The organism is Streptomyces sp. NPDC052036, from assembly GCF_040680495.1.
GTDB lineage: Bacteria > Actinomycetota > Actinomycetes > Streptomycetales > Streptomycetaceae > Streptomyces.
In genome coordinates this window covers 1-24949 of record NZ_JBFAWW010000041.1, presented here as the reverse complement: position 1 = coordinate 24949, position 24949 = coordinate 1, and the positions used below count along the sequence as shown (strand labels likewise).

The following is a 24949-nucleotide window of genomic DNA, read 5'->3' as shown; positions in this document are numbered from 1 at the left end:
CGCCGCGAGCGGGTCCGGCCGCCGACCGGCCGGGCCCGCCGCGCGGATCCACGAGGAGCCCTCCATGACGAACCCTCAGCCCAGCCGACGGCGCTTCCTCGCCGGACTCGGGGCCGCCGGGACGGCGGCACTGCTCAGCGGCTGTGTCACCTCGACCTCCTCCTCCAAGTCCTCCGCCAAGGGCGCGGTCAGCCTGCAGTCCAACCTCTCCGCACCGCAGGCGAAGGCCGCGATGCAGGACCTGGTGGCGGCCTACGGCAAGAAGGGGTCCGGACACGTCAGCCTCAACACGATCGCCGCGGAGACCTTCCGCACCCAGCTGCCCACGTACCTGACCTCCGCCAACCCCCCGGACGTGTACACCTGGTACCCCGGCTCGGTCGCCGACGCCTACGCCCGGAAGAACCTGCTGCTCGACCTCGACGACGTCTGGAACTCCTCGCCCGACCTCAAGCGCTACTCCCGCGCCCTGCACACACTGTGCACCGCGAGCTCCGGCAAGAAGGACTTCGTGCCCACCACCTACTACTGGTGGGGGATGTTCTACCGGAAGTCCCACTTCGCCAAGTGGGGCGTGAGCGAGCCCAAGACCTGGGACGACTTCCTCGACCTGTGCGACAAGCTCAAGAGCAGGAACATCGCCCCGATCGGGCTCGGGGCCGGCGGCAACACCGCCTGGGTCGCCTCCGCCTGGTTCGACTACCTCGACATCCGCATCAACGGCGCCGCCTACCACCGCGAACTGCTGGCCGGAAAGCACCGCTTCGACGACCTCCCGGTGCGCAAGGTCTTCGACCGCTGGCAGGAGGTACTGCCGTACTTCGACCCCAACGGCACCGCGGTCGCCTTCCAGGACGCCACGACCGCCCTGCTCAACGGCCGCAGCGGGATGATGCTGATCGGCACCTTCTTCGCCGACGCCGCCCCCAAGGACGCCCTGGACGACATCGACTTCTTCCGCTTCCCCGTCATCGACCCCAAGGTCCCGCTCGCCGAGGAAGCGCCCACCGACGGCTACTTCGCCAGCGCCCGCACCGGACACCGCGACCAGGTGTCCGACCTGCTGAGCTACCTCGCCACGGCCGAGGCCCAGGAGATCTACATCAAGGGCTCCTCCGGCACCGCCCTGCCCTGCCACCCCGACGCGAAGGACGCCGGCACCCCTCTGGTGACGAAGGGCCGCAAGCACATCGCGGAGGCCGTGGAGATCACCCAGTTCTTCAACCGCGACTCCAGCGACGCCCTCCAGCCCACCGCGGACACCGCGCTCACCAAGTTCCTCGCCCGGCCCAAGAGCGTAGGCAGCATCCTCACCGACTGGCAGCGCGATGCCGAGAAGATCTGGAAGGCCTGACGTGGCCGTCCTCACCCCGCCCGCCCCGACCTCCGAGGCCCCGACGCCGCCGCGCGGCGCCCGGGCCCGGATTCGGCACCGCACACCCCCACTGGTGATTGCCTTCGTCCTGATCCCGCTGCTCGCGGAGGCGGTGTGGGTGTTCTGGCCCGCACTGCAGGGCTTCTACCTGGCCCTCACCGACTGGGACGGAGTCTCCGCACCGGCCTTCGTCGGCCTCGGCAACTTCCGGGAGATGACCCACGACGACATCTTCCGCAGCGCGACGATCCACACCGTGCTGTGGCTGGCGCTCTTCGGGGGGCTGTCCGCCGTGCTCGGCCTGGCCGCGGCGCTGCTGCTCCAGCAGGAGCGCCGCGGAGTCGGCCTCTACCGCGCCGCCCTGTTCCTGCCCGTCGTCTTCTCCCTGGTGGCCACCGCCCTCGTGTGGCAGGCCATCTACCAGCCGGACGGCGTCCTCAACCAGCTCCTCGCCGCCATCGGACTGGGCAGCCTGCGCCACGCCTGGCTAGCCGACCAGGACACCGCCCTGTACGCCGTGATCGTGCCCGCCCTGTGGCGGCAGATCGGCTATGTGATGGTGCTGTATCTGGCCGGCCTCAAGGGCATCGACCCGGCCCTGTACGAGGCGGCCAAGGTCGACGGCGCCGGACGGCTGCAACGCTTCCGGCATGTGACGCTCCCTCAGCTGCGCAGCGTCAACGCCGTCGTCCTGTCCGTCATCGTCATCGACTCGCTGCGCTCCTTCGACGTGGTGTGGTCGCTCACCCGCGGCGGCCCCTACCACTCCTCCGAACTGCTGAGCACCTACATGTACTCCACCGCCTTCCAGTCCCTGCGCCTGGGCTACGGCTCCGCCCTGGCCGTCGTCATCTTCGTCCTGGCCTTCGGGGTCATCGCCTCCTACCTGGTGCGCGCCTTCCGGGAGGCCGACTGATGTCCGCCGCCCGCCCGTCCGCGTCCGCCGCCGCGCTTCGTCGCCGGCGCGCCGCCACCGCCGGGTTCCACCTCGGAGCCGGTGCCCTCGCGCTGCTGTGGCTGCTGCCCATCGCCCTGGTCCTGGTGACCAGCCTGCGCTCCTTCGACGACATCGCCGCCCACGGCCTCGGCAGTTGGCCCCGGTCCTTCACCCTGGACAACTTCCGGCAGGCCTGGGTCGACGGCGGCCAGCAGCGCGCCCTGATCAACAGCCTGATCGTCACCGTCCCCAGCGTCCTGGTGACCCTGGCGCTCGCCGCCATGGCGGCCTTCGCTCTCAGCCGCTACGAACTTCCCCTGCGGCGCTCCCTGTTGCTGCTCATGCTCGGCGGCAACCTGCTGCCGCCGCAGATCCTGCTCATCCCCGTCTCCAGGCTCAGCGAGCTGATGGGCGTCTACGACACCCTGCCCGCCCTCATTGGTGTGCAAATCGGCTTCGGCGTCGGCTTCTACGTCTTCGTCCTGCACGGCTTCATGCGCGCCATCCCCACCGAGATCCAGCAGGCCGCCGTCATCGACGGCGCGGGCCCCTGGCAGATCTTCCTGCGGATCATCCTCCCGCTCACCCGCCCCGCTCTCGCCGCCCTGAGCGCGCTGTCCTTCACCTGGATCTTCAACGATCTGCTGTGGGCCATCACCGTGCTGCGCAGCGACACGAAGATGCCGATCACCGCCGCACTCATCGGTCTGCAGGGGCAGTACGTCTCGATGTGGAACGTGATCGCCGCCGGCTCCGTGATCGCCGCCGCCCCCACCGTGGCCGTCTTCCTCCGCTTCCAGCGCCACTTCGTGGCCGGCCTCAACCTCGGAGCAGTGAAGTGACGTCGTATCAGCGGTGGACCCTGCGCACGGAGCACACCAGCTACACCGTGCGGCTGTCCCCGGACGGACCCTGGGCCGAACTGGAGGCCTGGGGACCGCACGGCGTCGAGATCGGCCCGTCCGCCCTCGAAGGGTCGCACCGCACCCACTTCATCACGACTGCCGACGCAGCCCCCGCGGAGTACCTGCCCCACGGACTGCGCCCCTTCGCCGACGCCGACCTCGTCGCCGGCCGGCCCGGCTCCGAACGCGGCGTGTGGTGGACGTTCGACGGCGCCGAGACCGAGCCGGGCGGGCTGCGGCTCGGCTTCACCGACGAGGTGCTCGGCCTGCGCACGGTGCTGTGCTACGCCACCGTGCCGGGCACCGATGTCATCCACCGCTGGACAGAGTTCTCCGCGACGGGCGAGGAGGAACTACGGCTGGAACGGATCGACTCGGCCGCCGTCACCATCCCCGTCACCACGGGCGCCCGGCTGAGCTGCCTCACCGGCCAGTGGTCGCGGGAGTTCCAGTACACCCGGACGGACCTCGTCCGGGGCACGTTCAGCATCGGCAGCACCCAGGGCGTACCCGGGCACGCCTACGCGCCCTGGCTCGCCGTGCAGGACGCCGCCGCACCCCTCGACGCGCCGGCCCCGGCCTATGGCGTGGCGCTGGAATGGCCCGGCAACTGGCACATCACCGCCCAGGCCGAACCCGGCGGCATCGTGCGCGTGCGCTCGGGCCGGGTACCGCACGAGGGCGCGGTGTACCTGACGCCCGGCACCACCCTCACCACCCCCCGTCTCGCCTGCGCCTTCAGCCCGGACGGACTCGACGGCCTGTCCCGCGTCTGGCACCGCTACGAACGCCGTCTCGCCGGCCCGAGGCTCCACCGCCCCCGAAAGGTGCTCTACAACTCCTGGGAGGCCACCGGATTCGATGTCGACGCCGCGGGACAACTGGACCTCGCGAAGACGGCCGCGGACCTCGGCGCCGAGTTGTTCGTCGTCGACGACGGATGGTTCACCGGCCGCGCCGACGACACCGGAGGGCTGGGCGACTGGCACCCCGACCCGGTGGCGTTCCCCCAGGGCTTCGAGAGGTTCGTCGCGGACGTACGGGCGCTGGGCCTCGACTTCGGCCTGTGGGTCGAACCCGAGGCCGTCAGCCCCACCAGCCGCCTGTACGCCGAGCACCCCGAGTGGGTCTACCGCATCGAGGGTCGCCCCGGCCGCCTCATACGCAACCAACTGCTCCTCGACCTCGGCCGGACCGACGTCCAGGAGTTCGTGCTCACGACCCTCGACCGGCTGCTGACCGACTACGACATCGGCTACCTGAAGTGGGACATGAACCGGCCGCCCACCGAACGCGGCCGGCCCGGCGCCGGCCCCGCCGACCGTCTCGACCTGGACGCCCGGCACGTCCACGGCTATCTGCGCGTGCTCGACCATCTGCGGTCCGCCCACCCCGACGTCACCGTCGAGGGCTGCGCGGGCGGCGGCGGCCGTGTCGACCACGCGACCCTCGCACGCACCGACGTCGTCTGGCCCAGCGACAACACCGCGCCCATGGACCGGCTCACCATCCAGTACGGCTTCCTGCACGCGCACGCACCGCACCTGATGAGTTCCTGGGTCACCGACGCCCCCGGCGTCTTCGACCCGCGCCCGCGCAGTCTCGCCTTCCGCTTCGTCACCGCCCTGTGCGGGGTCCTGGGCATCGGTGCCGACCTGCGCGCCTGGACCGCGGACCAGCGCGCCGAGGCCGCCCGCTGGATCGCCCGCTACAAGCAGGTGCGCGAGGTCATCCACCACGGTGAGGCCCGGCTTCTGGGCAGCCCCGAGGACGCCGCCTGCGGAGTGCAGTACGACTCCGCCGACGGCAGCCGGATCGTCGTGGCCGCCTTCAGCACCGGGCCCCTGGACGGGGCGCCGCTGGTGCCCGGCCGGCCCGCCCGGCTGCGGCTACGGGGCCTCGACCCCGGCGCCTCCTACCGCGAGACGTCGTCGTCCACCACGTACAGCGGAAGCCATCTGCTCCACTACGGGCTGCCCTTCGCGTGGAGCGCGGACCACGACGCCGAACTGGCGGTCCTGACACTCCGGTAGAGGCGCGGAACGTATCTTCACCCCACACCCGCCTCAGCGCGGACCCCACACGGTAAGGAGCCGGACCCCACGATGGACCCCTCAGGACGGTACGGCCCCCGCTTCACCGGCCGCACGGCCGTGGTCACCGGAGCCGCATCCGGTATCGGGGCCGCGACCGCAGAACGCCTCGCCCAGGAGGGAGCCTCCGTCGTGCTCGCCGACATCGCCGCGGAACGCGGCGAGGCGGTGGCCGAACGGATCACCAAGGACGGCGGCCGGGCCCGGTTCGTGACCGCCGACGTCGCCACGGAGCACGACTGGACCCTGATCGTGGCCGCCGCCCATGCCTTCGGGCCGGTGGACCTCCTGGTCAGCAACGCCTTCACCGTCGATGTCACCCCCGCCCACGAGATGCCCCTCGCGTCCTGGCAGCGGCAGCTCGCGGTCAACCTCACCGGCAGCTTCCTCGGCTTCAGGGCGGCACTGCCCGATCTGCGCTCCCGCCGTGGAGCGGTCGTCCTCACCTCCTCCGTCCACGCCCACAAAGGCATCCCCGGACATCCCGCCTACGCCGCGTCCAAGGGAGCCCTGCTGTCCCTGTGCGGGCAACTCGCCGCCGAGTACGGGCCCGAGGTACGCGTCAACGCCGTCCTGCCCGGCCCGATCCTCACCGCCGCATGGGACAGGGTGCCGCCCGAGGAGCGGGAGCGCAGCATCGCCGAGACGGCGGCCCGCCGCTTCGGCACCCCGGAGGAAGTGGCCGCGGCCATCGCGTTCCTCGGCGCGGACGAGGCCTCCTACATCACCGGGTCGCATCTCGTCGTGGACGGCGGCTGGAGCGTAGTGAAGGCCTCCGCGTGAGCAGCGCCGCGCCCACCCCCGAGCAGAAAGGCCGTACGACATGACGCCCTACGCCCGCCGCGGCGTTCACGGTCAGACCGTGGAAGCCCTCGCCCGCCGCATCCTGGGCGGCGACATCCCCGAGGGCGCCACACTCGACCTGGTGGCGCTGCAGAGCGAACTGGACGTCAGCCTCACCGCCCTGCGCGAGTCCCTCAAGGTGCTCGCCGCCAAGGGGATGGTCGACGCCCGCCAGAAACGCGGCACGTTCGTGCGCTCCCGCGCCGACTGGAACCTGCTGGACGCCGACGTCCTGCGCTGGCAGTTCGAGGGCGGCGGCCACACCACCGACTCCGACCGCGCCCTGCTGCGCAACCTCGCCGAAGTGCGCTCCATCATCGAACCGGCCGCGGTGCGGCTGGCCGCCGAGCGCCGCACCGACGCCGACCTCGCCGCCCTGGACGGCGCCCTCACGGCGATGGGGGACCAGGACGACGACGCGGCCCACGCCGTCGAGGCCGACCTCTCCTTCCACCGCGCCCTGCTCATGGCGACCCACAACGAACTCCTCGAACGCATGGTGATGGTGATCGAGTCCGGCCTGGCCCACCGCGACCGCATCGTGCACAACTCCCCGCACAGCGAGGACCCCGTGCCGGCCCACCGGGCCGTCCTGGACGCCGTACGCGCCCAGAACCCGTCGGCCGCCGAGGCCGCCATGCACGCCCTGCTCGACCAGGCCGGCCGCGATCTGGACCGGATCGACGGCCCCGACGACACGAAAGGCACCGGCGGCAAGTGAAGATCACCCGCGTCGAAACCTTCCTCGTCCCGCCGCGCTGGCTGTTCTGCCGGATCGAGACCGACGACGGTGTGGTCGGCTGGGGCGAACCCGTCGTCGAGGGCCGGGCCGAGCCCGTCCGTGCCGCCGTCGACGTGCTGGCCGAATATCTGATCGGCCAGGACCCGCTGCGCATCGAGGACCACTGGCAGGTGCTCACCAAGGGCGGCTTCTACCGCGGCGGCCCCGTCCTCTCCAGCGCCGTCGCCGGCCTCGACCAGGCCCTGTGGGACATCGCGGGCAGAACCTACGGTGCCCCGGTGCACGCCCTGCTGGGCGGACCCGTACGGGACCGGGTCCGTGTCTACGCCTGGGTCGGCGGCGACGAACCCGCCGAACTGACCGAACAGGTGGCCGCCCAGGTGGAGGCCGGCTTCACCGCGGTGAAGATGAACGCCGCGGGCCTGACCTCCCCGGTCGTCACGGCGGCCGAGACGGCGGCGGTCATCGACCGTGTCAGGGCCGCTCGCGAGGTCCTGGGCCCGGACCGTGATGTCGCGGTCGACTTCCATGGCCGCTTCAGTGCCGCGGGCGCCCGCCGCGTGCTCGTCGAACTCGCCCCGCTGTACCCCCTGTTCGTGGAGGAACCGGTCGTCCCCGAGCAGAGCCACCTGCTGCCCGGCCTGGTCGCCGCGAGCCCCGTACCCCTGGCCACCGGGGAGCGGCTGTACTCGCGCAGCGACTTCCTCGCCCCGCTCACCGCAGGTGTGGCCGTCGCCCAGCCCGACCTGTCCCACGCCGGCGGGATCTCCGAGGTGCACCGCATCGCCTCGCTCGCCGACGTCTACGGCGCCCACCTCGCCCCGCACTGCCCGCTCGGCCCGATCGCGCTGGCCGCCAGCCTCCAGATAGCGTTCGCGACCCCCAACTTCCTCATCCAGGAGCAGAGCCGGGGCATCCACTACAACAAGGACGCCGATCTGCTGTCCTACGTGATCGACCCCGAGCCGTTCCGCTTCGTCGACGGACACGCGCAGCGCGGCGACATCCCCGGCCTCGGCATCACCGTCGACGAGGACGCCGTACGCGCCGCGGACCGCACCGGCCACGCCTGGCGCAATCCGGTGTGGCGGCACGACGACGGCTCCTTCGCCGAATGGTGAGCCGACCGGTGGCCGCCCGGCTGGACATCACGACCGACCCCGCGCACGGAGGCCGCTGGACCTCCCTGCGCGCCCAGGGCCGTGAATGGCTCTGGCACCGGGCGGCACCCGAACGGGACACGGTCCGGCCGGGCGACGCGTTCGTGGACGCGGGCGGACTGGAGGAATGCATCCCCACCGTCCGCGGCACACCGGACCACGGCGACGCCTGGTTTCGCCCGTGGACCCGGGAGGACGGCACCGAGCGCGTCCGATGCGACGACTTCACCCTCGCCCGCACCCTGCGCAGCACGGCCGACGGCGCCGTCGCCGACTACACCCTGACAGCAGAGCCGGGCTTCCGCTTCCTCTGGGCCGCCCACGCCCTGCTCGCTCTCTCCTCCGACACGACCGTACGCATCCGCCCCGGAGCGACGACCCGCCTCTTCCCGGAGTCCGCGCCGCTGCTGGGACACGACTGGCCCGCCGGCGCCCCCTGGATCGCGGGCCCCTGGCCGGCCCCGCACGGGCTGCCCCTGGACCGGTTCGGCCCCGACGACGGAACCGCGGCGGGGGCCGTCGTGCGGACCTCACGCGTCTGTGTCCACGACGGCCCCGACCGGCTGGCGCTGGAGGTACAGGCGCAGGGGCAGCCGACCTCGATCGCGCTGTGGCGCAACCTCGGCGGCTTTCCCTCACCGCATCCCTATCGCAGTACCGGCGTGGAACCGATGCTCGGCCGCGTCTTCGACCTCACCGACGCGGGCCCCGACGACGCGGCCCGTGTACCGGCGTCGGGCCGGGTGAACTGGCGGCTCGCGCTCACCGCCGCCTGCCGCTGTCCCTCGACCGACGCCCTGGACCAAGGAGATTCCGTCCGTGGATCTGCACACCGCCCTGGCAGCACGCCGTCTGGTCGCCATCGTGCGCGGGAGTGACGCCGACGCCGCACTGCGCACCGTGCTGACCCTGGCCGAGGAGGGCATCGACCTCATAGAGGTCTCGCTCACCGGGACCGATGCCCTCACCGTCATCGAGCGCGCCCGCCAGGCACTGGGCCCCGACCGGCCCCTGGGCGCGGGCACCGTGGTGACCGCGGACGACGCCCGCGCCGCCCACCGAGCGGGCGCCGACTTCGTGGTCACCCCCGGCCTCGGGAAGGGCGTCGGCGCGGCACGCGAGCTGGGCATGCCGGTCCTCGCCGGAGTGCTGACCCCGACCGAGATCGTCACCGCTCACGCCCTCGGCGCGACGGCACTGAAGATCTTCCCGGCGGCCCAGGCCGGGGGCCCGGCCTACCTCCAGGCCCTGCGCGCCCCCTTCCCCGACGCGCCGTTCGTCCCGGTGGGCGGCGTCGACGCGGCCGCCGCGCGCGCCTACCTCGCGGCCGGAGCGATCGCCGTCGGTGTCGGCTCACCGCTCGTGGGCGACGCCGCCGACGGAGGCAGCCTCGACGCCCTCACCGAGCGCGCACGTGCCTTCCGCGCCGTCGTGGAGGAGGCCGCACGGTGACCACGGAGCTGCGCCCCACCCGCGCCGACCGCCTGGAACTGGGCGAGGGGATCCGCTGGACCGGCACCCGGCTCGTCCTGGTGGACCTCCTCGCCGGCCGCCTGCTCACCGCTCCCGACGATCCCGCCGCCGCGCTGCGGACACTCCTCCAACTGCCGGTCCCCTTGGGCGCGGTGGCACCCGTGGCCGGCCGCCCCGACCTCTGGATGGCCGCCGCGGACACCGGATTGTGTCTGCTGCGCACCGACGGCACCCTCGACTGGCTGGCCCGGCCCGAGGAGCACGCGACACCGCGTATGCGCATGAACGACGCGGTCGCCGACCCCTCGGGCCGCTTCTGGGCCGGCAGCATGTCCTACGATGCCGACGAGCAGGCCGGCTCCCTCTACCGCGTCGACCACGACGGCACGGTCGTCCGGGTCCTGGACGGCATCACGGTGCCCAACGGGCCCGCCTTCACCGGCGACGGCCGGCTGATGTATCTGGCCGACAGCGCCCGCGGCGTCATCCGGCGCTACCCCGTCGACCCGGTGACGGCCGCGCTCGGCACCCCCGAGACGTTCGCCGCCCTCGACGACGGAAGTCCCGACGGCATGGCGGTCGACGTCGAGGGCGCGCTGTGGGTCGCCGTGTGGGGGACGGCGACCGTGCGCCGCTATCGGCCGGACGGCACGCTCGACCGTACGCTGCACCTGCCGGCGGTCCAGCCGGCCGGAGTGTGCCTCCAGGGCAGCACGCTCCACATCACGTCGGCCCGTGTGGGCCTGGCCGCACCCGGCCCGTACGACGGCGCCATGTTCACGGTGCCGGTCGGCGTACCGGGCCTGCCCACGCCCGCGTTCCGGCCCGATCCGGCCTGGCACCTGCCCGCACCGGCCCCGCAGGAGCCCGTATGACGACCCCCTGGTGTCCGCGTCCCGGACGGGTCGTCTGCGTCGGCGAGACCATGGCGGCCCTGACCCCCGACCCGCCCCGGCCGCTGTCCGACGCCGGGACCCTGCGCCTGTCCGTGGCGGGAGCGGAGTCGAACGTGGCGATGTACCTCGCCGACCACAAGATCCCCGTCAGCTGGCTCTCGGCCCTGGGCGACGATCCCCTAGGACACCACGTCCGCACCACCGTCGCCGGCGCCGGGGTCGATGTCTCCCAGGTCCGCACCGATCCCCACCGTCCCACCGGCCTCCTGGTGAAGGACCCGGGCCCCGGCGGAACACGCGTGCACTACTACAGACGTGGCTCGGCCGCCTCGGCGCTCGGCCCCGGACTGCTGGACCAGGAGACCGTGACCACGGCCGCGCTGCTGCACCTCACCGGTATCACTCCCGCGCTGTCCGCCTCCTGCCGGGGCCTGCTGACACGGGCCCTGGCCGTCCCGGCGGACCAGCGGCCGTACACCGTCAGCTTCGACGTCAACCACCGCGCGGCCCTGTGGCCGGACGGCACAGCCGCGTCCGTGCTGCGTGAGCTGGCCGACCGCGCGGACGTCGTCTTCGTCGGCCTCGACGAGGCCCAGAGCCTGTGGGGCGCCGACGTGACGGTCCCGGGCATACGGGAGTTGCTCCCTCATCCCCGGATCGTCGTCGTCAAGGACGGCGCCCGTGCCGCGACCGCCCTCACCGCCGAGGGGATGTGCACGGTGCCGGCCCTGCGGACGACGGTGGTCGAGCCCGTCGGCGCCGGCGACGCCTTCGCGGCCGGCTTCCTGGCGGGGCTGCTCCGGGGAACGACGACGGTGCGCGCACTGCGGCTCGGACACATCACGGCCGTCAGCGCCCTCCAAGTGACCGGCGACCACGGCCCGTTGCCCGACCCGGCCGAGATCGAACGCCTCCTCGGTCTCTCGGCCGGTGCATGGGAGCGGCTCCATGAACACCGGGCGGACGCGTGAACCTCACCTGGTGCCCGGCATGCCCGCAGCTCAGGTTCACGGGCACAGGATGAAGTCGGGACCGGCGCGTCGAGCGGGCCGGTCACCGACCTCCGCGAGCGCCGCGCGGATCTCCCGCAGATGGCGTGTGGTCATCTCGAGTGCGGGCTCGTCGGGCTGGTAGGTGGTACGGATCGGGTAGTCCACGCCCGGCTCGCGGGTCATCTCGATGTGGCAGCCGAGCACATGGGTGACCGGTCGACGCTCGGAGAACTCGATCAGACGGTCGATGGTCCGGGTGAAGGCGGCCCAGTCCTGGATGTAGAGCCTGCCGGGGTAGACCGTGTCACCTGTGAGCAGGAACCCGGTCGATGGGTCGTAGAAGGTCACCGCCGCTTCGTGATGACCCGGGGTGGCCAGACACTCCAGCACCCGGCCGCCCAGATCGATCCGCGCGACGGCGTCGGGGTCCTCGGCGAACCCGAAGTACTCCCAGGCGGTTGACCGGTCCGCACCCACCACCTTGGTGGCGGGACGGCCGGCGAACTGGGCGTCCCCCGCGACGTGGTCGCCGTGCGGGTGGGTGTGCAGGACCAGCAGGCCGTACCCGTCCCGGGGGTGCCGGGCCAGCCACTGTGCGACGAGTTCGTCGACGGTCCGGCGCAACGGGAAGTACTCCGCGCAGGCGGTGGCACCGGTGTCGATCAGCACCGCCTGGTCATTGCCGAACAGCAGAAACAGAAAAGGCGCCTCATAGTTGATCGCCATGTTCTGCCGCAGGACGAACGTGTGCTCGTCGTAGCCATGGACCTGGATGTCCGGGTCCGAATTGTGCTTGGCCGACGGCGAACCATGGATCCACCGCACGTCGAGCGCACGCGGTTCGGGGACCCCGCCGGCGAAGTCGATCCACGACATGCCCGTATCCAAGACGACTCCTTCGGTGCGTCGTCTTGGCGGACCGGGTACGGCGCACATCTCGTCCGGGGCAGGCACGGGTACGAGCCGCCGTGGCGAAGCTACCACGAGCCCGGCCGACTGATCATGGCAACGACAGGCGGGCGAGACCGGAGCGGCGGCGGTCACCGCAGACGTTGCTTGTCAGCCCTTAATCGAACGAACTAGTCTGTTCGATTAAGGGCCCCAGCCGCCTCCGGCCAGGGGAGACGAAATGAAAGGGGCACTGCCATGCGCGCGGCAGTTCTGGAAGAGTTCGGTACGCCGTTGGTCCTGCGCGATCTCGAAGACCCTGCCGCCGGTCCGGGGCAGGTGCTGGTACGGGTCAAGGCCAGCGGAGTGAACCCGCTGGACACCAAGATCCAGGCCGGCAAGGCCGCCCACGCGCGGAGCCGGCTGCCCGCGGTGCTCGGCCTGGACCTCGCCGGAGTGGTGGTCGAGGCAGGTCCGGGAGTCACCGGCTTCGCACCCGGCGACGAGGTCTACGGACTCACCGGCGGCGTGGGCGATCTCCAGGGCTCGCTCGCCGAGTACGCGGCCGTGGACTCCCGGCTGCTCGCCCACAAGCCCGTCTCGCTGACCATACGGGAAGCGGCCGCCCTGCCCCTCGTGGTGATCACGGCCTGGGAAGGGCTGGTCGACCGAGCCGGCGTGCACGCGGGCCAGAAGGTACTGATCCACGGGGGAGCCGGCGGCATCGGGCAGGTCGCCGTCCAGATCGCCCGCGCCCGGGGGGCCGAGGTGTGTGCGACGGGCTCCGCGCGCAGCCTGGAGACCATCCGACGGCTCGGGGCCACGGCGATCGACTACACCACCACCTCGGTCGACGACTACGTCACCGAGCACACCGGCGGCGAGGGCTTCGACATCGTCTTCGACACCGTCGGCGGTGCGACCCTCGACGCCTCCTTCGCCGCGGTCCGCACCTACACCGGCCATGTCGTCAGCGCCCTGGGCTGGGGCGCGCACAGCCTGGCCCCGCTCTCCTTCCGAGGGGCCACCTACTCCGGCGTCTTCACCCTGCTGCCCATGCTGACGGGGCGGTCCCGGGAGCACCACGGTGCGATCCTGCGCGAGGCCGCGGCCCTCGCCGACAGCGGAGCGCTCAAGCCCGTGCTCGACCCACGGCGTTTCACGCTGTCCACCGTGGCCGACGCCCACACGGCCGTGGCGGACGGCACCGCCGCGGGCAAGGTCGTCGTCGACATCGAGGAGTGACCGCGGCGCGAGGAATCGCGGTCGCTGTCGTGCGCCGGGCCGCCGACGACCGGGCTCAGGTGTGGCTGGCGACCGCGCGCCGCGCCGCGGCTTTCGCCTCGTCCACGACCGTGCGGTCCTGCGACAGGCGTCCCGAGGTCAGGGCTCCGTCGACCAGCAGCCCGATGTGCCGGGCGAGCGACTCGGGGGCCTCGGCGCCGGCTTTGGCGCTCACCTCGGTCAGCCACGCCTGACGGCGTTCCGTGTGCCGGAGGGTGATGGCCAGGGCCTCCGAGCCCGCCTCGGCCTCGACCGCCGCGCTGACGAACGGGCATCCGAAGAAACCGTGCCGGTCGAAGGCGGCCGTCAGCGCGTCGAAGAGGCCCACGAGCTGCTCGCGTGCGTCGTCCCCGGCGCGTTCGGCGGCGCTCTGCAACTGGGCCGTCCAGGAGTCGTCGGTCCTGCGCAGATACTCCGCGACGAGTTGTTCCTTGGTGCGGAAGTGCGCGTACAGGGTCGACCTGGCAACGCCGGAGGCCTCGATGACCTGGTCGATACCGACCCCGCGCAACCCGTTCGCATAGAAGAGGTCGGCCGCCGCGGCGAGGATCCTCTCCTCGGACTTGGTCTTCCTGATCTGAGTCACCATTCGAGCCTCCTTAATCGAACATACTAGTCGGTTCGATTTATGAGCGGACGAGATGTTCGCGGCAGCAGGTCGCCGCCGGTGTCAGCGTCACGTCAGCGTCCGCTCCCTCGTCGTCAGCATCGCGTCATGAGCCGACAGCGGACCCGGGTGGGCGGGCATACCGTCAGCGGTGCCCCGGCCCGCATCCGCGCGTCCGGGGCCGTCAAGCGGCTCGACCTGGACCCAGTCGGGTCCTCTCGGAGGCATCCCATGGCAGAACTCCCGTGCGGCGAAGACCCGGAACCCTCTGATCGGTTCCCGGCCGGGCCACTGCTCGTTCCGGTCCGGCCGGGACCGTCGGAGTGTGTGACACGTGTCTTCCGCACACCTCTCGGCGACCGTACGGCCGTCGGCTTCACCTCCGAACACCGGCTGATCGCGACACTCGGGCCCGAGCAGGCGTGGATCAGTCTTGCCGAGCCGGCGCTGCGCGCGCTGACCGCGTCGCTCGGCGTCGCCACCGTCACGGTGGATCCCGCATTCACGGCCCGGGTCTCCCGGCCGCTGACACCCGTCGTCCCCGCGCTCGCCCTGCGCGCCGGCTGAGCGGGCAGCAACCTCCCCGATCCGCCTCCGGGCGCGCGACGGCCCGGCCCCTCGCCCGGAGGCGTTCCACCCATCCCTTCCGTACGACATGTGAGGTCCCTGTGGCGGCCGAGAACATCGTCGGGCTGATCGTCGCGATCGGCCTGCTGGCCTACCTTGTGGTGGCCCTGATCCAGCCGGAGCGCTTCTGATGAGCGCGCCCGCACCCGTGAGAGAGAAAACCGAAGAGACCGTACGACCACCCCTCCCGGGCCCCGCCCGGCGGATCGGCGCCGGGCTGCTCGATCCGAAGCAACTGTGGCGCGCCCTGCCCGCCGCGTTGCGCAAGCTCAACCCGGTGACGCTGGCCCGCAACCCGGTCATGTTCGTCACCGAGATCGGCGCGGCGCTGACCACCGGCATCGCGGTCGTGCACCCGACCCTGTTCGGCTGGCTGATCACTGTCTGGCTGTGGCTCACGGTCGTCTTCGCGGGCCTCGCGGAAGCCGTCGCCGAGAGCCGCGGTCGCGCGCAGGCCGACAGTCTGCGTGGTATGCAGCGTCAGACCGTCGCCCGACGGCTCACCGGTTGGCGCCCGGGGGCCGCGGAGGACGCGTACGCCGAAGAAGCCGTCGGCGCGGGGGAGTTGCGCCGCGATGACGTCGTGGTCGTCGAGGCCGGGCAGCTGGTGCCCGGCGACGGCGACGTCGTCGAGGGCGTGGCCAGCATCGACGAGTCGGCCATCACCGGAGAGTCGGCGCCGGTGATCCGGGAGTCGGGCGGCGACCGCTCGGCCGTGACCGGCGGTACTCGTGTGCTGTCGGACAGGATCGTCGTACGCATCACACAGGATCCGGGCGAGTCCTTCCTGGACCGGATGATCTCCCTGGTGGAGGGCGCCAACCGGCAGAAGACGCCGAACGAACTGGCCCTGAACCTGCTGCTGGTGATGATGACGTTCGTCTTCCTGGTGGCGGTCCTCACGCTCCAGCCGATGGCGATCTTCTCCAAGGACTTCATGGCGGCGGCGCACGACACGCAGGCGCTCACCGCCGACGGCGTCACCGGGATCGTGCTCGTCTCCCTGCTCGTCTGTCTGATCCCCACAACCATCGGCGGGCTGCTGTCCGCGATCGGCATCGCGGGCATGGACCGGCTGGTGCAGCGCAACGTGCTCGCCACGTCCGGGCGCGCGGTCGAAGCGGCCGGTGACGTCAACACCCTCCTGCTCGACAAGACGGGCACGATCACCTACGGCAACCGGCGCGCGAGCGAGCTGCTGCCGCTCGGTTCGGTGACGGGACGGCAGCTCGCGGACGCCGCACTGCTGTCGAGCCTCGCGGACGAGACGCCCGAGGGCCGTTCGATCGTCACGTATGTGCACGAGCAGTTCGCCCTGGAGCGGGAGGTGCCCGGGGACGCCGAGTGGGTGGCGTTCTCCGCCACCACCCGTATGTCCGGCGTGGATCTGCCTGGGGGCACCTCCCGGCCGGAGGCTGGGGGAAGCCGCCGGTTGCGCAAGGGCGCGGCCTCCGCGGTCGCGGGCTGGGTCGCGGACAACGGCGGCACCGTTCCTGTGGCCCTGGACGCCTGTGTGGAGCAGGTCTCGGCCTCCGGTGGCACCCCGCTCGCGGTCGCCGAGTGCCTGGGCGAAGGACCGGCCCGACTGCTCGGCGTCGTCCACCTCAAGGACGTTGTCAAGCCCGGCCTGCGCGAACGCTTCACCGAGCTGCGCCGGATGGGCATCCGCACGGTCATGATCACCGGCGACAACCCGGTCACCGCGAAGGCCATCGCCGAAGAGGCGGGCGTCGACGACTTCCTCGCCGAGGCCACCCCGGAGGACAAGCTCGCCCTGATCAAGAAGGAACAGGCGGGCGGCCATCTGATCGCCATGACCGGCGACGGCACCAACGACGCGCCCGCCCTCGCGCAGGCCGACGTCGGGGTGGCCATGAACACCGGTACGTCGGCCGCCAAGGAGGCCGGCAACATGGTCGACCTCGACTCCGACCCCACGAAGATCATCGACATCGTCGAGATCGGCAAGCAACTGCTCATCACCCGGGGCGCGTTGACCGCGTTCTCCGTCGCCAACGACATCGCCAAGTACTTCGCGATCCTCCCGGCCATGTTCGGCGGGGTCTACCCGGCGCTCGACGCGATCAACATCATGCGGCTGCACTCGCCGACGTCCGCGGTCCTGTCGGCCGTCATCTTCAATGCCGTGATCATCGTCGCGCTGATCCCGCTGGCCCTGCGCGGTGTGCGCTACCGGCCGAGCAGCGCCGATGCCCTGCTCACCCGCAATCTGTGGATCTACGGCCTGGGCGGGCTGATCCTGCCCTTCCTCGCGATCAAGTTCATCGACGTCGCCGTCGTCCAGTTCATCCCCGGGATATAGAGGGCCCACCCATGAACTTCCTGTCCAGAATGCCCTCCTGGGTGGGCCACCATGTGGCCGCGATCCGGGTGGTCATCGTGCTCACGCTGGTCCTCGGACTCGCCTACCCGCTGGCGATGACCGCGCTCGCCCAGGTCCCCGGTCTGCACGACAACGCCCATGGCTCCCGGCTGGCCGGGGGCGGCAGCAAGCTGATCGGGCAGTCCTTCCTCGACAAGAAGGGCAACCCGATCCCGTCCTACTTCCAGCCCCGGCCCTCCAACGCCGGCACGGGCTACGACGCCTCGGCCTCGGCGGCCGGGAACCTCGGCCCGGAGTCGACCGTCGACGTCCTGCCGGTCAAGGGGCAGCCCGACTCCGGGAAGCAGAGCCTGCTCACCCAGGTCTGCTCGCGCAGCAAGGCGGTGGGTGAGCTGGAGCACGTGGACGCCTCCCGCCCGTACTGCACGGCGGACGGAGTCGGCGCGGTTCTCGGTGTGTTCCGTGACGGCGGTACGACCGGGAAGGCCACCCGTGTGGTCAGCCTGGACCAGGCATGCCCCGCCAAGCCCTTCCTGGCCGCGTACGAGGGAGTGACGGTCGAGTGCGCCAAGCCCGGCGCCGACTACGGCAAGACCCTCGTCACCCCGATCCGCGGCGACGCCCCGGCGCACCCGAAGGTCCCGGCCGACGCGGTCACCGCGAGCGCCAGCGGCCTCGACCCGCAGATCAGTCCCGCCTACGCCGAACTCCAGACGCCCAGGGTCGCCCATGCCCGTGGGATGAGCGAGACAGCCGTACGCAAGCTCATCGACCGGTACACCAGCGGACGCGGCCTCGGCATCCTCGGTGAACCCGCCGTCAACGTCGTGGAGCTGAACGCAGCCCTCGACCGCACCCAGCCCGTGAAGGGGGCCTGAACACCATGTACGGCTGGCTCCAGGCCACCCTGATCCTCGCGGTCGTCGTCGGACTCCATGTCCCGCTCGGCGACTACATGGCGCGCGCCCTCGACGGCGGCCCCCACAAGCGTGCCGAACGCGTCCTGTACAAGGTCTGCGGCATCGACCCGGACAGCGAACAGGACTGGCGGCACTATCTGCTCGCGCTCCTGGCCTTCAGCCTGGCGGGTATCGCCGCGCTCTTCGCCCTCTTCACCCTCCAGGGCAAGCTGCCCTGGTCCACGGGACACGCAGGCATGCCGTGGCGGCTGGCGCTGCACACCGCGGTCAGCTTCACCACCAACACCAGCTGGCAGAACTACGCGGGCGAGTCCACCACCGGCCATCTCGCGGTGATGGCGGGCCTGGGCGTCCAGGCGTTCGCCTCGGCGGCCGTCGGCATGTGCGCCGCGCTCGCCCTCATCCGGGGCCTGGTGCGTCGCGACAGCGATCGGCTCGGCAACTTCTGGGTCGACCTCATTCGCACGATCTTCCGGATCATCCTCCCCCTCTCGATCGTCTTCGGCATCGTCCTGATCGCCCTGGGGGTACCGCAGAACCTCGACGGCACCCACACCGCCACCACCCTCGCGGGCGGACAGCAGACCCTGCTCGGCGGACCGGTCGGCTCGTGGGAGCCGCTGAAGCTGATGTCGGGCGACGGCGGCGGCATCTTCAACGCCAACAGCGCGCACCCCTTCGAGAACCCGACGGCGTACACCAACGCCATCGAGATCGTGCTGATGCTGCTGATCCCGACCGCGTTCATCCGCACCTACGGCCGCATGATCGGTTCCCTGCGCCAGGGCTGGACCCTGCTGGCGGTCGTCGGCATCCTCTTCGGCCTGCTCCTGGCCGTCGGCAGCCTCGCCCAGAGCGCCCACAACGGCACGGTGACGCAAGCCGTCGGCGGGCAGTACGAGGGCACCGAGACCCGCGTCGGCATCCCCGGTTCGACACTCTTCGGCGTGGCGGCCACCGGCTCGGCGGACGGCGCGGCGAACGCCTCGTACGACAGCTTCTCCAGCCTCGGCGGCGGGGTGCTGCTGTCGGCGATGATGCTCGGCGAGATCGCTCCCGGCGGCACCGGCAGCGGACTGTACGGCCTGATCATGGCGGTGATGATCGCGGTCTTCATCGGCGGCCTGATGGTCGGCCGCACCCCTGAGTACCTGCGCAAGCGGATCGGGTTCCCGGAGATGCGGTACGTCGTCCTGTACGCGCTGGTGGCCCCGACGGCGATCCTCGGCTGCTCGGCGCTCGCGGTGGCCCTCGGCGACGGCCAGTCGTCCATGGGCAATCCGGGACCGCACGGACTGACCGAGCTGGTCTACGCCTACACCTCCAACGTCCAGAGCAACGGCAGCGCGATGGCCGGCTTCAACGGCGCCACCGACTTCCACAATCTGCTCATGGTCGCGGCGATGCTGATCGGCCGGTACGTCCCGATGGTGTTCCTGCTCGCCCTCGCCGGACGGCTGGCCCGTCAGCACCCGGGCGTGGTCACCGTCGGCACCCTCCAGGCCCGCGGCGTCAACTTCGTGGCCCTGGCCACCGGAGCCGCCCTCATCCTGGCGCTGCTCAACTTCCTGCCGGCCCTCTCCCTGGGCCCGCTGGCGGAAGGGCTGCTCTGACACTGCGAACTCCCGGTCGGGTCGGCCCTCCCTCACTCACACAGGCCGACCCGACCGGGCCCACACCACGGCACGCACAGCACGGCCGGGCGGAGGACACTGGTGCCATCCGCCCGGCCGTCGCCTTGGTGGGCCTCGTGAGATCAGGAAAGTCCCGACGCCCGGAGCACCGCCCGCATCGCCTCGTCGTCGATGCGCCGGCCCAGCCGTTCCAGCACATCCGCACCGTGCCGCAGCGTTCCACGCTCCAGGGAGCGGCGGACGCCCGTGTCGAGTGCGTGCCAGAGCAAGGGGTTGGCCGCGAGGACTCGGGGATCGAGTTCCAGGCGATGGCCGTGGATGTCCCGCAGGATGAGGTGGGAGGAGACGCCGTCGTACTGCCGTACGGCTGTCAGCGTGTCCGTGCGGACGACGCGCCGACGCCAGGGGGTACGTACCGCGATCCAGCCCGGACCCGCGCTTACCCGGTGCGGCAGCAGAACGGTGCACACGGCGACCGACAGGGTGACCCAGAGCAGGGCGCGCGGCGCCGTCAGGCTGCCGGCGTCCCAGTCGACCAGAAAGGCCAGCCCGCCGAACACCACGGCGCAGCTCACCGCGAACCAGGCGCTGCCACGCCAGTGGCGGTCGCCGGCCGGCTCCACAGGTCCACTCCATCGCATGTCGCGGACGCTAAGCCCCGTAAGGAACGAGGCGACCGCTCCTGACGAAGCCCTGACGCCGCACGGGCCGACCCTGACGGGATCCTTACGTGCTTCCTCGACCTGCCCCGTGTCTACGCGCGGGCGTCGGGCGCGGTCCGGTTCCCTGCGGGGCGGGCTAAGCGCTGAGCCGATCGTGGGACACGGGGCTTCCCACCGCGTAGTGGACATACGCGCGGACCAGGCGGAAACCGGCGTTCCAGGCCAGGAGGCGGCTGGCGCGGTTGTGGAGCGAGCAGTTCCAGCCGGGCGTGTGGCCGCGGGCCGTGATGTCCGCGCACAGGGAGGTGACGCAGGCCAGCGCGAGATGGTGGCGTCTGCGGTCGGGGACGGTGTAGACGGCCACGTCCTCATAGCGGTTGCCGCGGAAGTAGGTGCAGGCCACCGCCAGGATGCGACCGGTGCGGCCCACCGCTGCCCAGGCGTGGCCGGAGGCGGCGAGGCCACGCGGCCCGCCCCAGCTGGCCGAGAGCCAGGAAGCGTCCGGGCCGAGGGCGTGCACCGCGTCGGTGTCCGCCGGATCCAGGTGCCGTACGGTCACCGCGTGCGGGACGCTGGCGGGCTGAGGCGTGGCCTGGAGCGTCCAGATCATGCGCTCCCAGGGGGTGAGCCGGTCGAACGCGGCCCCGAGGGCGGGCAGGAACCGCGCCGAAGCCTCGACACGGTTGCCGGCCAGTGGCGCGAGGAGGTCCGGAGTCAGCTTCTCCGGGCTGCCGCGCAACACGACGTATCCGGCACAGGAGACGGCGACCGCGCTCGACTGGACGGGCCGGTCGGCCCACCAGCGGCCGATGCCCGCGGTCAGAACGTGCTCGCCGATCGTGGCGGGACCGGGGGAGCCCGTGGGGAACCAGCGCGCGAGCGTCCGGTGGTCCGGCGGCGAGATCTCGATCATCAATGCCTCGTGAGGGTTGGGGAGGGTATACGGATCGGGCGGGCGACCGGGGCATCGCTGTCCCCGGTCGCCCGCCCTTCACATGGAGGGCAAGCGCCGCCTCGGTCGGTCAGCCCTGATTGGCCTTGTTGCCGTGGTTGGCCTTGTTCTTGCGACGGGCCTTCTTCTTGCGTGCGCGCTTGGACACGTACAACTCCTCCTGCTCGAAAGGCCCTTCAGACGGCGCTTCGGCCGACCAGCAGGTCCGCCAGCTTGTTCAGACGCTTGACCGTGCGGTCCTCGGTCGCGGCCGGGGCCGGTGCGACCCGCTCGTCACGGTCGTAGTAGGCGCCGTTGACGACCTCGACGGCCGGGTCGCACAGCCGGACCACGTGCCCGGCGCCCTCGGCGGCGGAGACACCCTCGTGCGCGTAGAGCGGCAGCAGGGCGGTGTCGCAGACGCCGGGGTGGACCGAAACGGCGGTGACCCGCGGGTCGGCCGCGAAGACCGTGAGGGCGAGCTGCGACTGCGCGTAGGCCGCGATACGGGAGTAGCGGCGGGCGCGGTTGGGGTCGGCCCACTGGATGGAGGCCGTGCGGTGCAGGGAGGACGAGACGTTGACGACGCGGCCGCCCGGCTCGGAGGTCAGTGCCGGCTCCAGCAGGCAGGTCAGCAGGTAGTGGGCGAGGAAGTTGACCTGGAAGGCGATCTCGTTGCCGTCGGCGGTGACCGTGTGCCGCTCGGGCGCGGCCATGCCCGCGTTGTTGACGAGGACGTCGAGGTGCGGGTGGGCGGAGACGATCGTGCGGGCCAGCGTCTCCACCTCGTCGAGGTGGGCGAAGTCGGCGCCGTAGTAGTGTAGTTGGTCCGCCGGACCGCCTGCCGTGGCGACCAGGCGGTCTGCCGCCGCCTGCGCCTCCTCGGCGGTACGGCCGTGCACCAGCACGGTGGCGCCGCGCTCGGCGAGCCGGCGGGCGGTCTCGTAGCCGATGCCTGAGGTGGCGCCGGTGACCAGGACGGTACGGGAGGAAAGGGTGGAGTCGGACATGATCCCATCCGGAGTTGCGGGCACGTCTGCACGGCCCGGCGAGGGGCGGTGGGCGTGCGGTGAGAAAGGAAGAACGAGGGGCGCCGGAGCCGATCGCGGCGCCCCTCGGGTTCACGGAAAGCGGCGTCGACGGGACGCGGGCGTCGACGGGACGCGGACGCTTCCGGTCAGCGCGGCGCACGACGCGACGGCCGAGTGGGACTCGGCGGTCGGTCGAAGAGAAGCCAGGCGCTGTTCACGAGATCCATGGAAGCCGTGCCGCACGGTCCGGGCAAGCCGAAACGCCGCCCCCTGACACAGCTCTGACGTGCGTATACGGTTCCTTGACGGGCGGGCCGAGCCATCGGGCGCGGCTCAGCCGAGGCCGGGCACACCCGAGATCAGCAGGTCGATCAGCTTGATGCCCACGAAGGGCAGGACGAGGCCGCCGAGGCCGTAGACGAACAGGTTGCGGCGCAGCAGGTCGTGCGCCGACGCGGGGGTGTAGCGGACGCCGCGCAGGGCCAGCGGGATCAGCGCCACGATGATCAGCGCGTTGAAGATGATCGCGGAGGTGATCGCCGAGGTCGGGCTGTGCAGGCCCATCACGTTCAGCGACTCCAGGCCCGGATAGGAGCCGGCGAACATCGCCGGAATGATCGCGAAGTACTTCGCGACGTCATTGGTGATGGAGAACGTCGTCAACGCTCCTCGTGCGATGAGGAGTTGCTTGCCGATCTCGACGATCTCGATGAGCTTGGTCGGGTTGGAGTCGAGGTCGACCATGTTGCCGGCCTCCTTGGCGGCCGACGTACCGGTGTTCATGGCCACGCCGACGTCCGCCTGCGCGAGGGCCGGCGCGTCGTTGGTGCCGTCACCCGTCATGGCGACCAGCTTGCCGCCCTCCTGCTCCCGCCTGATCAGGGCGAGTTTGTCCTCGGGCGTGGCCTCCGCGAGGAACTCGTCCACGCCCGCCTCCTCGGCGATGGCCTTCGCGGTCAGCGGATTGTCACCGGTGATCATGACCGTGCGGATGCCCATGCGCCGCAGTTCGGCGAAGCGTTCGCGGATGCCGTCCTTGACGACGTCCTTGAGGTGGATCATGCCGAGAACGCGCGGTCCGTCCCAGTCGTGCACCGCCACCAGAAGGGGAGTGCCGCCGCCGGCGGCCACCGTGTCGGCGTACTGCCGTGCCTCGGGCGGCACCTGACTGCCGTACATCTGCACCCAATCGATGACCTGCTGGGCGGCGCCCTTGCGGATGGCGCACACGGCGCCGTTGTCCCGCCGCAGGTCGACCCCGCTCATCCGGGTCTGTGCGCTGAACGGCACCCAGCGGGCGTTCGCCAACTCGCCCTCGGCGGGCGCCCGCAGCCCGTACCGGTTCTTCGCGAGGACGACGACGGAGCGGCCCTCCGGTGTCTCGTCGGCCAGGGAGGAGAGCTGCGCGGCACTGGCGAGCTGCCGTTCGTCGATGCCGGGCAGCGGGACGAGGGCCGCGGCCTCGCGGTTGCCGAGGGTGATGGTGCCGGTCTTGTCGAGCAGCAAGGTGTTCACGTCGCCCGCCGCCTCGACCGCGCGGCCGGACATGGCCAGCACATTGCGCTGCACCAGGCGGTCCATGCCCGCGATGCCGATCGCGGACAGCAGGGCGCCGATCGTGGTCGGGATGAGAGTGACGAGGAGCGCGACCAGCACGGTCGTCGACTGGGCGGCGTCCGCGTACTCGCCCATCGGTTGGAGCGTGACGACGACCAGCAGGAAGATGATGGTCAGCGAGGCCAGCAGGATGTTCAGGGCGATCTCGTTCGGCGTCTTCTGCCGGGCCGCGCCCTCCACCAGCGCGATCATGCGGTCCAGAAAGCTGTGCCCGGGGCGAGCGCTGACGCGCACCACGATCCGGTCGGACAGCACCGTGGTACCGCCCGTGACACCGCTGCGGTCGCCGCCGGCCTCCCGGATCACGGGGGCCGACTCGCCGGTGACCGCCGACTCGTCCACTGCGGCAACGCCGTCGATGACGTCGCCGTCCGCCGGGATCATCTCGCCCGCCTCGACGAGCACGACGTCCAACGGCTTCAGGTCGGTGGCGGCGACGGCCTCCGTGCGGGCGGTGGCCAGGTTCGTGCCGTAGCGCCAGTTCAGAAGCCGCAGCGCCACCGTCTCCGTACGCGCCCTGCGCAGTGACTCCGCCTGCGCCTTGCCGCGGCCCTCCGCGACGGCCTCGGCGAGGTTGGCGAAGACGACCGTCAGCCACAGCCAGAGACCGATGACCCAGGTGAAGACGGCGGGGTGCAGGCACGCCGAAACCGTGGTGAGGACCGCGCCGACGGAGACGACGAAGAGCACGGGGTTCTTCCACAGCACGCGCGGATGCAGCTTGCGCAGCGCCTCGGGGAGAGAGCGGACGAGCTGGGCGGGTTCGAACAACCCGCTCGGAGCACGGTGTCTCGCCCTTCGTTCCGTTCTGGTCCGGTCTTCGCGCTCAGGGCGTGACGTCGGGACCTTCTCGGGGGCAGCGGGAAGCATGGACACCTTCGTGTCTGGAGGGGTGACAAGGACAACGGCGCGGTCCGTGGGGGGGGGGGGGCCCCGCCCCCCCCCCCCCGCCCCCCCACCCCCCCCGCGCCGCCCACACACACCCGGG

The 24949-nt window shown here is 71.5% G+C and carries 23 protein-coding genes and 1 riboswitch; of the genes, 17 read left to right on the top strand and 6 right to left on the bottom strand.

Annotation, left to right across the window (positions count from 1 at the left end):
* Nucleotides 1-64 precede the first annotated feature (64 nt).
* The 11 genes from AB0L95_RS35230 to AB0L95_RS35180 all read left to right on the top strand — a co-directional run bounded on the left by AB0L95_RS35230 (nucleotide 65) and on the right by AB0L95_RS35180 (nucleotide 11395).
* Complete coding sequence (locus AB0L95_RS35230) at nucleotides 65-1354, top strand: extracellular solute-binding protein (RefSeq protein ID WP_365169141.1); 1290 nt, start codon at nucleotides 65-67, stop codon at nucleotides 1352-1354.
* A gap of 1 nt (nucleotide 1355) precedes the next feature.
* Nucleotides 1356-2291, top strand: a complete 936-nt coding sequence (locus tag AB0L95_RS35225) for a sugar ABC transporter permease (RefSeq protein ID WP_365169138.1) — start codon at nucleotides 1356-1358, stop codon at nucleotides 2289-2291.
* Nucleotides 2291-3154 (top strand): carbohydrate ABC transporter permease, encoded by an 864-nt coding sequence (locus AB0L95_RS35220; RefSeq protein ID WP_365169135.1) that lies wholly within the window; start codon nucleotides 2291-2293, stop codon nucleotides 3152-3154. The genes AB0L95_RS35225 and AB0L95_RS35220 overlap by 1 nt, the downstream gene beginning before the upstream one ends.
* Nucleotides 3151-5250 (top strand): alpha-galactosidase, encoded by a 2100-nt coding sequence (locus tag AB0L95_RS35215; protein ID WP_365169132.1) that lies wholly within the window; start codon nucleotides 3151-3153, stop codon nucleotides 5248-5250. Before AB0L95_RS35220 ends, AB0L95_RS35215 begins: the two co-directional genes overlap by 4 nt.
* Before the next feature lie 72 nt (nucleotides 5251-5322).
* Nucleotides 5323-6093 carry an SDR family NAD(P)-dependent oxidoreductase gene (locus AB0L95_RS35210; protein ID WP_365169129.1) on the top strand — a complete coding sequence of 257 codons (771 nt, stop codon included), beginning with the start codon at nucleotides 5323-5325 and terminating at the stop codon, nucleotides 6091-6093.
* Between the two features lie 40 nt (nucleotides 6094-6133).
* Nucleotides 6134-6874, top strand: a complete 741-nt coding sequence (locus AB0L95_RS35205; RefSeq protein ID WP_365169127.1) for a FadR/GntR family transcriptional regulator — start codon at nucleotides 6134-6136, stop codon at nucleotides 6872-6874.
* Complete coding sequence (dgoD, locus tag AB0L95_RS35200; RefSeq protein ID WP_365169124.1) at nucleotides 6871-8016, top strand: galactonate dehydratase; 1146 nt, start codon at nucleotides 6871-6873, stop codon at nucleotides 8014-8016. The genes AB0L95_RS35205 and dgoD overlap by 4 nt, the downstream gene beginning before the upstream one ends.
* Nucleotides 8010-8933 (top strand): hypothetical protein, encoded by a 924-nt coding sequence (locus tag AB0L95_RS35195; RefSeq protein WP_365169122.1) that lies wholly within the window; start codon nucleotides 8010-8012, stop codon nucleotides 8931-8933. The genes dgoD and AB0L95_RS35195 overlap by 7 nt, the downstream gene beginning before the upstream one ends.
* Nucleotides 8875-9507, top strand: a complete 633-nt coding sequence (locus AB0L95_RS35190; RefSeq protein WP_365169119.1) for a bifunctional 4-hydroxy-2-oxoglutarate aldolase/2-dehydro-3-deoxy-phosphogluconate aldolase — start codon at nucleotides 8875-8877, stop codon at nucleotides 9505-9507. Before AB0L95_RS35195 ends, AB0L95_RS35190 begins: the two co-directional genes overlap by 59 nt.
* The gene (locus tag AB0L95_RS35185; RefSeq protein ID WP_365169116.1) at nucleotides 9504-10403 is read left to right on the top strand and encodes an SMP-30/gluconolactonase/LRE family protein; all 900 of its coding nucleotides are present in this window, start codon (nucleotides 9504-9506) and stop codon (nucleotides 10401-10403) included. Before AB0L95_RS35190 ends, AB0L95_RS35185 begins: the two co-directional genes overlap by 4 nt.
* Nucleotides 10400-11395 (top strand): sugar kinase, encoded by a 996-nt coding sequence (locus AB0L95_RS35180; RefSeq protein WP_365169114.1) that lies wholly within the window; start codon nucleotides 10400-10402, stop codon nucleotides 11393-11395. The genes AB0L95_RS35185 and AB0L95_RS35180 overlap by 4 nt, the downstream gene beginning before the upstream one ends.
* A 36-nt stretch (nucleotides 11396-11431) precedes the next feature.
* On the opposite strand, the gene AB0L95_RS35175 is transcribed toward AB0L95_RS35180, so the two are convergent.
* A complete protein-coding gene (locus tag AB0L95_RS35175; protein WP_365169112.1) occupies nucleotides 11432-12304 on the bottom strand; it encodes an MBL fold metallo-hydrolase in 873 nt (290 codons plus the stop codon).
* Between the two features lie 12 nt (nucleotides 12305-12316).
* A riboswitch (guanidine-III (ykkC-III) riboswitch) is annotated at nucleotides 12317-12386 on the bottom strand.
* 176 nt (nucleotides 12387-12562) lie between these two features.
* On the opposite strand from AB0L95_RS35175, the gene AB0L95_RS35170 reads away from it, so the two are divergent.
* Nucleotides 12563-13549, top strand: coding sequence for a zinc-dependent alcohol dehydrogenase family protein (locus tag AB0L95_RS35170; RefSeq protein ID WP_365169110.1), 987 nt, complete (start codon nucleotides 12563-12565; stop codon nucleotides 13547-13549).
* 55 nt (nucleotides 13550-13604) lie between these two features.
* On the opposite strand, the gene AB0L95_RS35165 is transcribed toward AB0L95_RS35170, so the two are convergent.
* On the bottom strand, nucleotides 13605-14177 hold the full coding sequence (locus AB0L95_RS35165) for a TetR/AcrR family transcriptional regulator (RefSeq protein WP_365169107.1): 573 nt from the start codon (nucleotides 14175-14177) through the stop codon (nucleotides 13605-13607).
* A 249-nt stretch (nucleotides 14178-14426) separates the two neighbouring features.
* Between AB0L95_RS35165 and AB0L95_RS35160 the strand changes: the two genes are divergently transcribed.
* The 5 genes from AB0L95_RS35160 (at nucleotide 14427) to kdpA (ending at nucleotide 19699) form a co-directional block, all read left to right on the top strand.
* Nucleotides 14427-14762, top strand: coding sequence for an SAV_915 family protein (locus AB0L95_RS35160; RefSeq protein ID WP_365169104.1), 336 nt, complete (start codon nucleotides 14427-14429; stop codon nucleotides 14760-14762).
* Nucleotides 14763-14863: 101 nt separating this feature from the next.
* Nucleotides 14864-14953: a K(+)-transporting ATPase subunit F gene (kdpF, locus tag AB0L95_RS35155; RefSeq protein WP_365169101.1), complete on the top strand. Its 90-nt coding sequence runs from the start codon at nucleotides 14864-14866 to the stop codon at nucleotides 14951-14953.
* Nucleotides 14954-14970: 17 nt separating this feature from the next.
* Nucleotides 14971-17145 (top strand): potassium-transporting ATPase subunit KdpB, encoded by a 2175-nt coding sequence (gene kdpB, locus AB0L95_RS35150; RefSeq protein WP_365169098.1) that lies wholly within the window; start codon nucleotides 14971-14973, stop codon nucleotides 17143-17145.
* A gap of 11 nt (nucleotides 17146-17156) precedes the next feature.
* Nucleotides 17157-18044, top strand: a complete 888-nt coding sequence (locus tag AB0L95_RS35145) for a potassium-transporting ATPase subunit C (RefSeq protein WP_365169095.1) — start codon at nucleotides 17157-17159, stop codon at nucleotides 18042-18044.
* Between the two features lie 5 nt (nucleotides 18045-18049).
* Nucleotides 18050-19699 carry a potassium-transporting ATPase subunit KdpA gene (gene kdpA / locus AB0L95_RS35140; protein ID WP_365169092.1) on the top strand — a complete coding sequence of 550 codons (1650 nt, stop codon included), beginning with the start codon at nucleotides 18050-18052 and terminating at the stop codon, nucleotides 19697-19699.
* 143 nt (nucleotides 19700-19842) lie between these two features.
* Here kdpA and AB0L95_RS35135 read toward each other — a convergent pair whose 3' ends face one another.
* The 4 genes from AB0L95_RS35135 to kdpB (AB0L95_RS35120) form a co-directional block, all read right to left on the bottom strand.
* Entirely contained in the window at nucleotides 19843-20361 is a 519-nt protein-coding gene (locus AB0L95_RS35135; protein ID WP_365169089.1) for a hypothetical protein, read from the bottom strand.
* Nucleotides 20362-20518: 157 nt separating this feature from the next.
* On the bottom strand, nucleotides 20519-21295 hold the full coding sequence (locus AB0L95_RS35130; RefSeq protein ID WP_365169086.1) for a GNAT family N-acetyltransferase: 777 nt from the start codon (nucleotides 21293-21295) through the stop codon (nucleotides 20519-20521).
* Between the two features lie 215 nt (nucleotides 21296-21510).
* Nucleotides 21511-22323, bottom strand: coding sequence for an SDR family NAD(P)-dependent oxidoreductase (locus tag AB0L95_RS35125; RefSeq protein WP_365169083.1), 813 nt, complete (start codon nucleotides 22321-22323; stop codon nucleotides 21511-21513).
* Between the two features lie 354 nt (nucleotides 22324-22677).
* Nucleotides 22678-24831 carry a potassium-transporting ATPase subunit KdpB gene (kdpB, locus tag AB0L95_RS35120; protein ID WP_365169080.1) on the bottom strand — a complete coding sequence of 718 codons (2154 nt, stop codon included), beginning with the start codon at nucleotides 24829-24831 and terminating at the stop codon, nucleotides 22678-22680.
* Between the last annotated feature and the right edge of the window lie 118 nt (nucleotides 24832-24949).

Excerpts from the sequence above, each read along its gene's own strand:
- AB0L95_RS35170 (WP_365169110.1), top strand. The coding sequence starts at position 12,563 with ATGCGCGCGGCAGTTCTGGAAGAGTTCGGTACGCCGTTGGTCCTGCGC.
- AB0L95_RS35205 (WP_365169127.1), top strand. The coding sequence starts at position 6,134 with ATGACGCCCTACGCCCGCCGCGGCGTTCACGGTCAGACCGTGGAAGCC.
- AB0L95_RS35130 (WP_365169086.1), bottom strand. The coding sequence starts at position 21,295 with ATGATCGAGATCTCGCCGCCGGACCACCGGACGCTCGCGCGCTGGTTC.
- kdpB (WP_365169080.1), bottom strand. The coding sequence starts at position 24,831 with ATGCTTCCCGCTGCCCCCGAGAAGGTCCCGACGTCACGCCCTGAGCGC.
- AB0L95_RS35210 (WP_365169129.1), top strand. The coding sequence starts at position 5,323 with ATGGACCCCTCAGGACGGTACGGCCCCCGCTTCACCGGCCGCACGGCC.
- AB0L95_RS35145 (WP_365169095.1), top strand. The coding sequence starts at position 17,157 with ATGAACTTCCTGTCCAGAATGCCCTCCTGGGTGGGCCACCATGTGGCC.
- AB0L95_RS35125 (WP_365169083.1), bottom strand. The coding sequence starts at position 22,323 with ATGTCCGACTCCACCCTTTCCTCCCGTACCGTCCTGGTCACCGGCGCC.
- AB0L95_RS35135 (WP_365169089.1), bottom strand. The coding sequence starts at position 20,361 with ATGCGATGGAGTGGACCTGTGGAGCCGGCCGGCGACCGCCACTGGCGT.
- AB0L95_RS35165 (WP_365169107.1), bottom strand. The coding sequence starts at position 14,177 with ATGGTGACTCAGATCAGGAAGACCAAGTCCGAGGAGAGGATCCTCGCC.
- AB0L95_RS35230 (WP_365169141.1), top strand. The coding sequence starts at position 65 with ATGACGAACCCTCAGCCCAGCCGACGGCGCTTCCTCGCCGGACTCGGG.
- AB0L95_RS35180 (WP_365169114.1), top strand. The coding sequence starts at position 10,400 with ATGACGACCCCCTGGTGTCCGCGTCCCGGACGGGTCGTCTGCGTCGGC.
- AB0L95_RS35195 (WP_365169122.1), top strand. The coding sequence starts at position 8,010 with ATGGTGAGCCGACCGGTGGCCGCCCGGCTGGACATCACGACCGACCCC.
- AB0L95_RS35160 (WP_365169104.1), top strand. The coding sequence starts at position 14,427 with ATGGCAGAACTCCCGTGCGGCGAAGACCCGGAACCCTCTGATCGGTTC.
- AB0L95_RS35220 (WP_365169135.1), top strand. The coding sequence starts at position 2,291 with ATGTCCGCCGCCCGCCCGTCCGCGTCCGCCGCCGCGCTTCGTCGCCGG.
- kdpA (WP_365169092.1), top strand. The coding sequence starts at position 18,050 with ATGTACGGCTGGCTCCAGGCCACCCTGATCCTCGCGGTCGTCGTCGGA.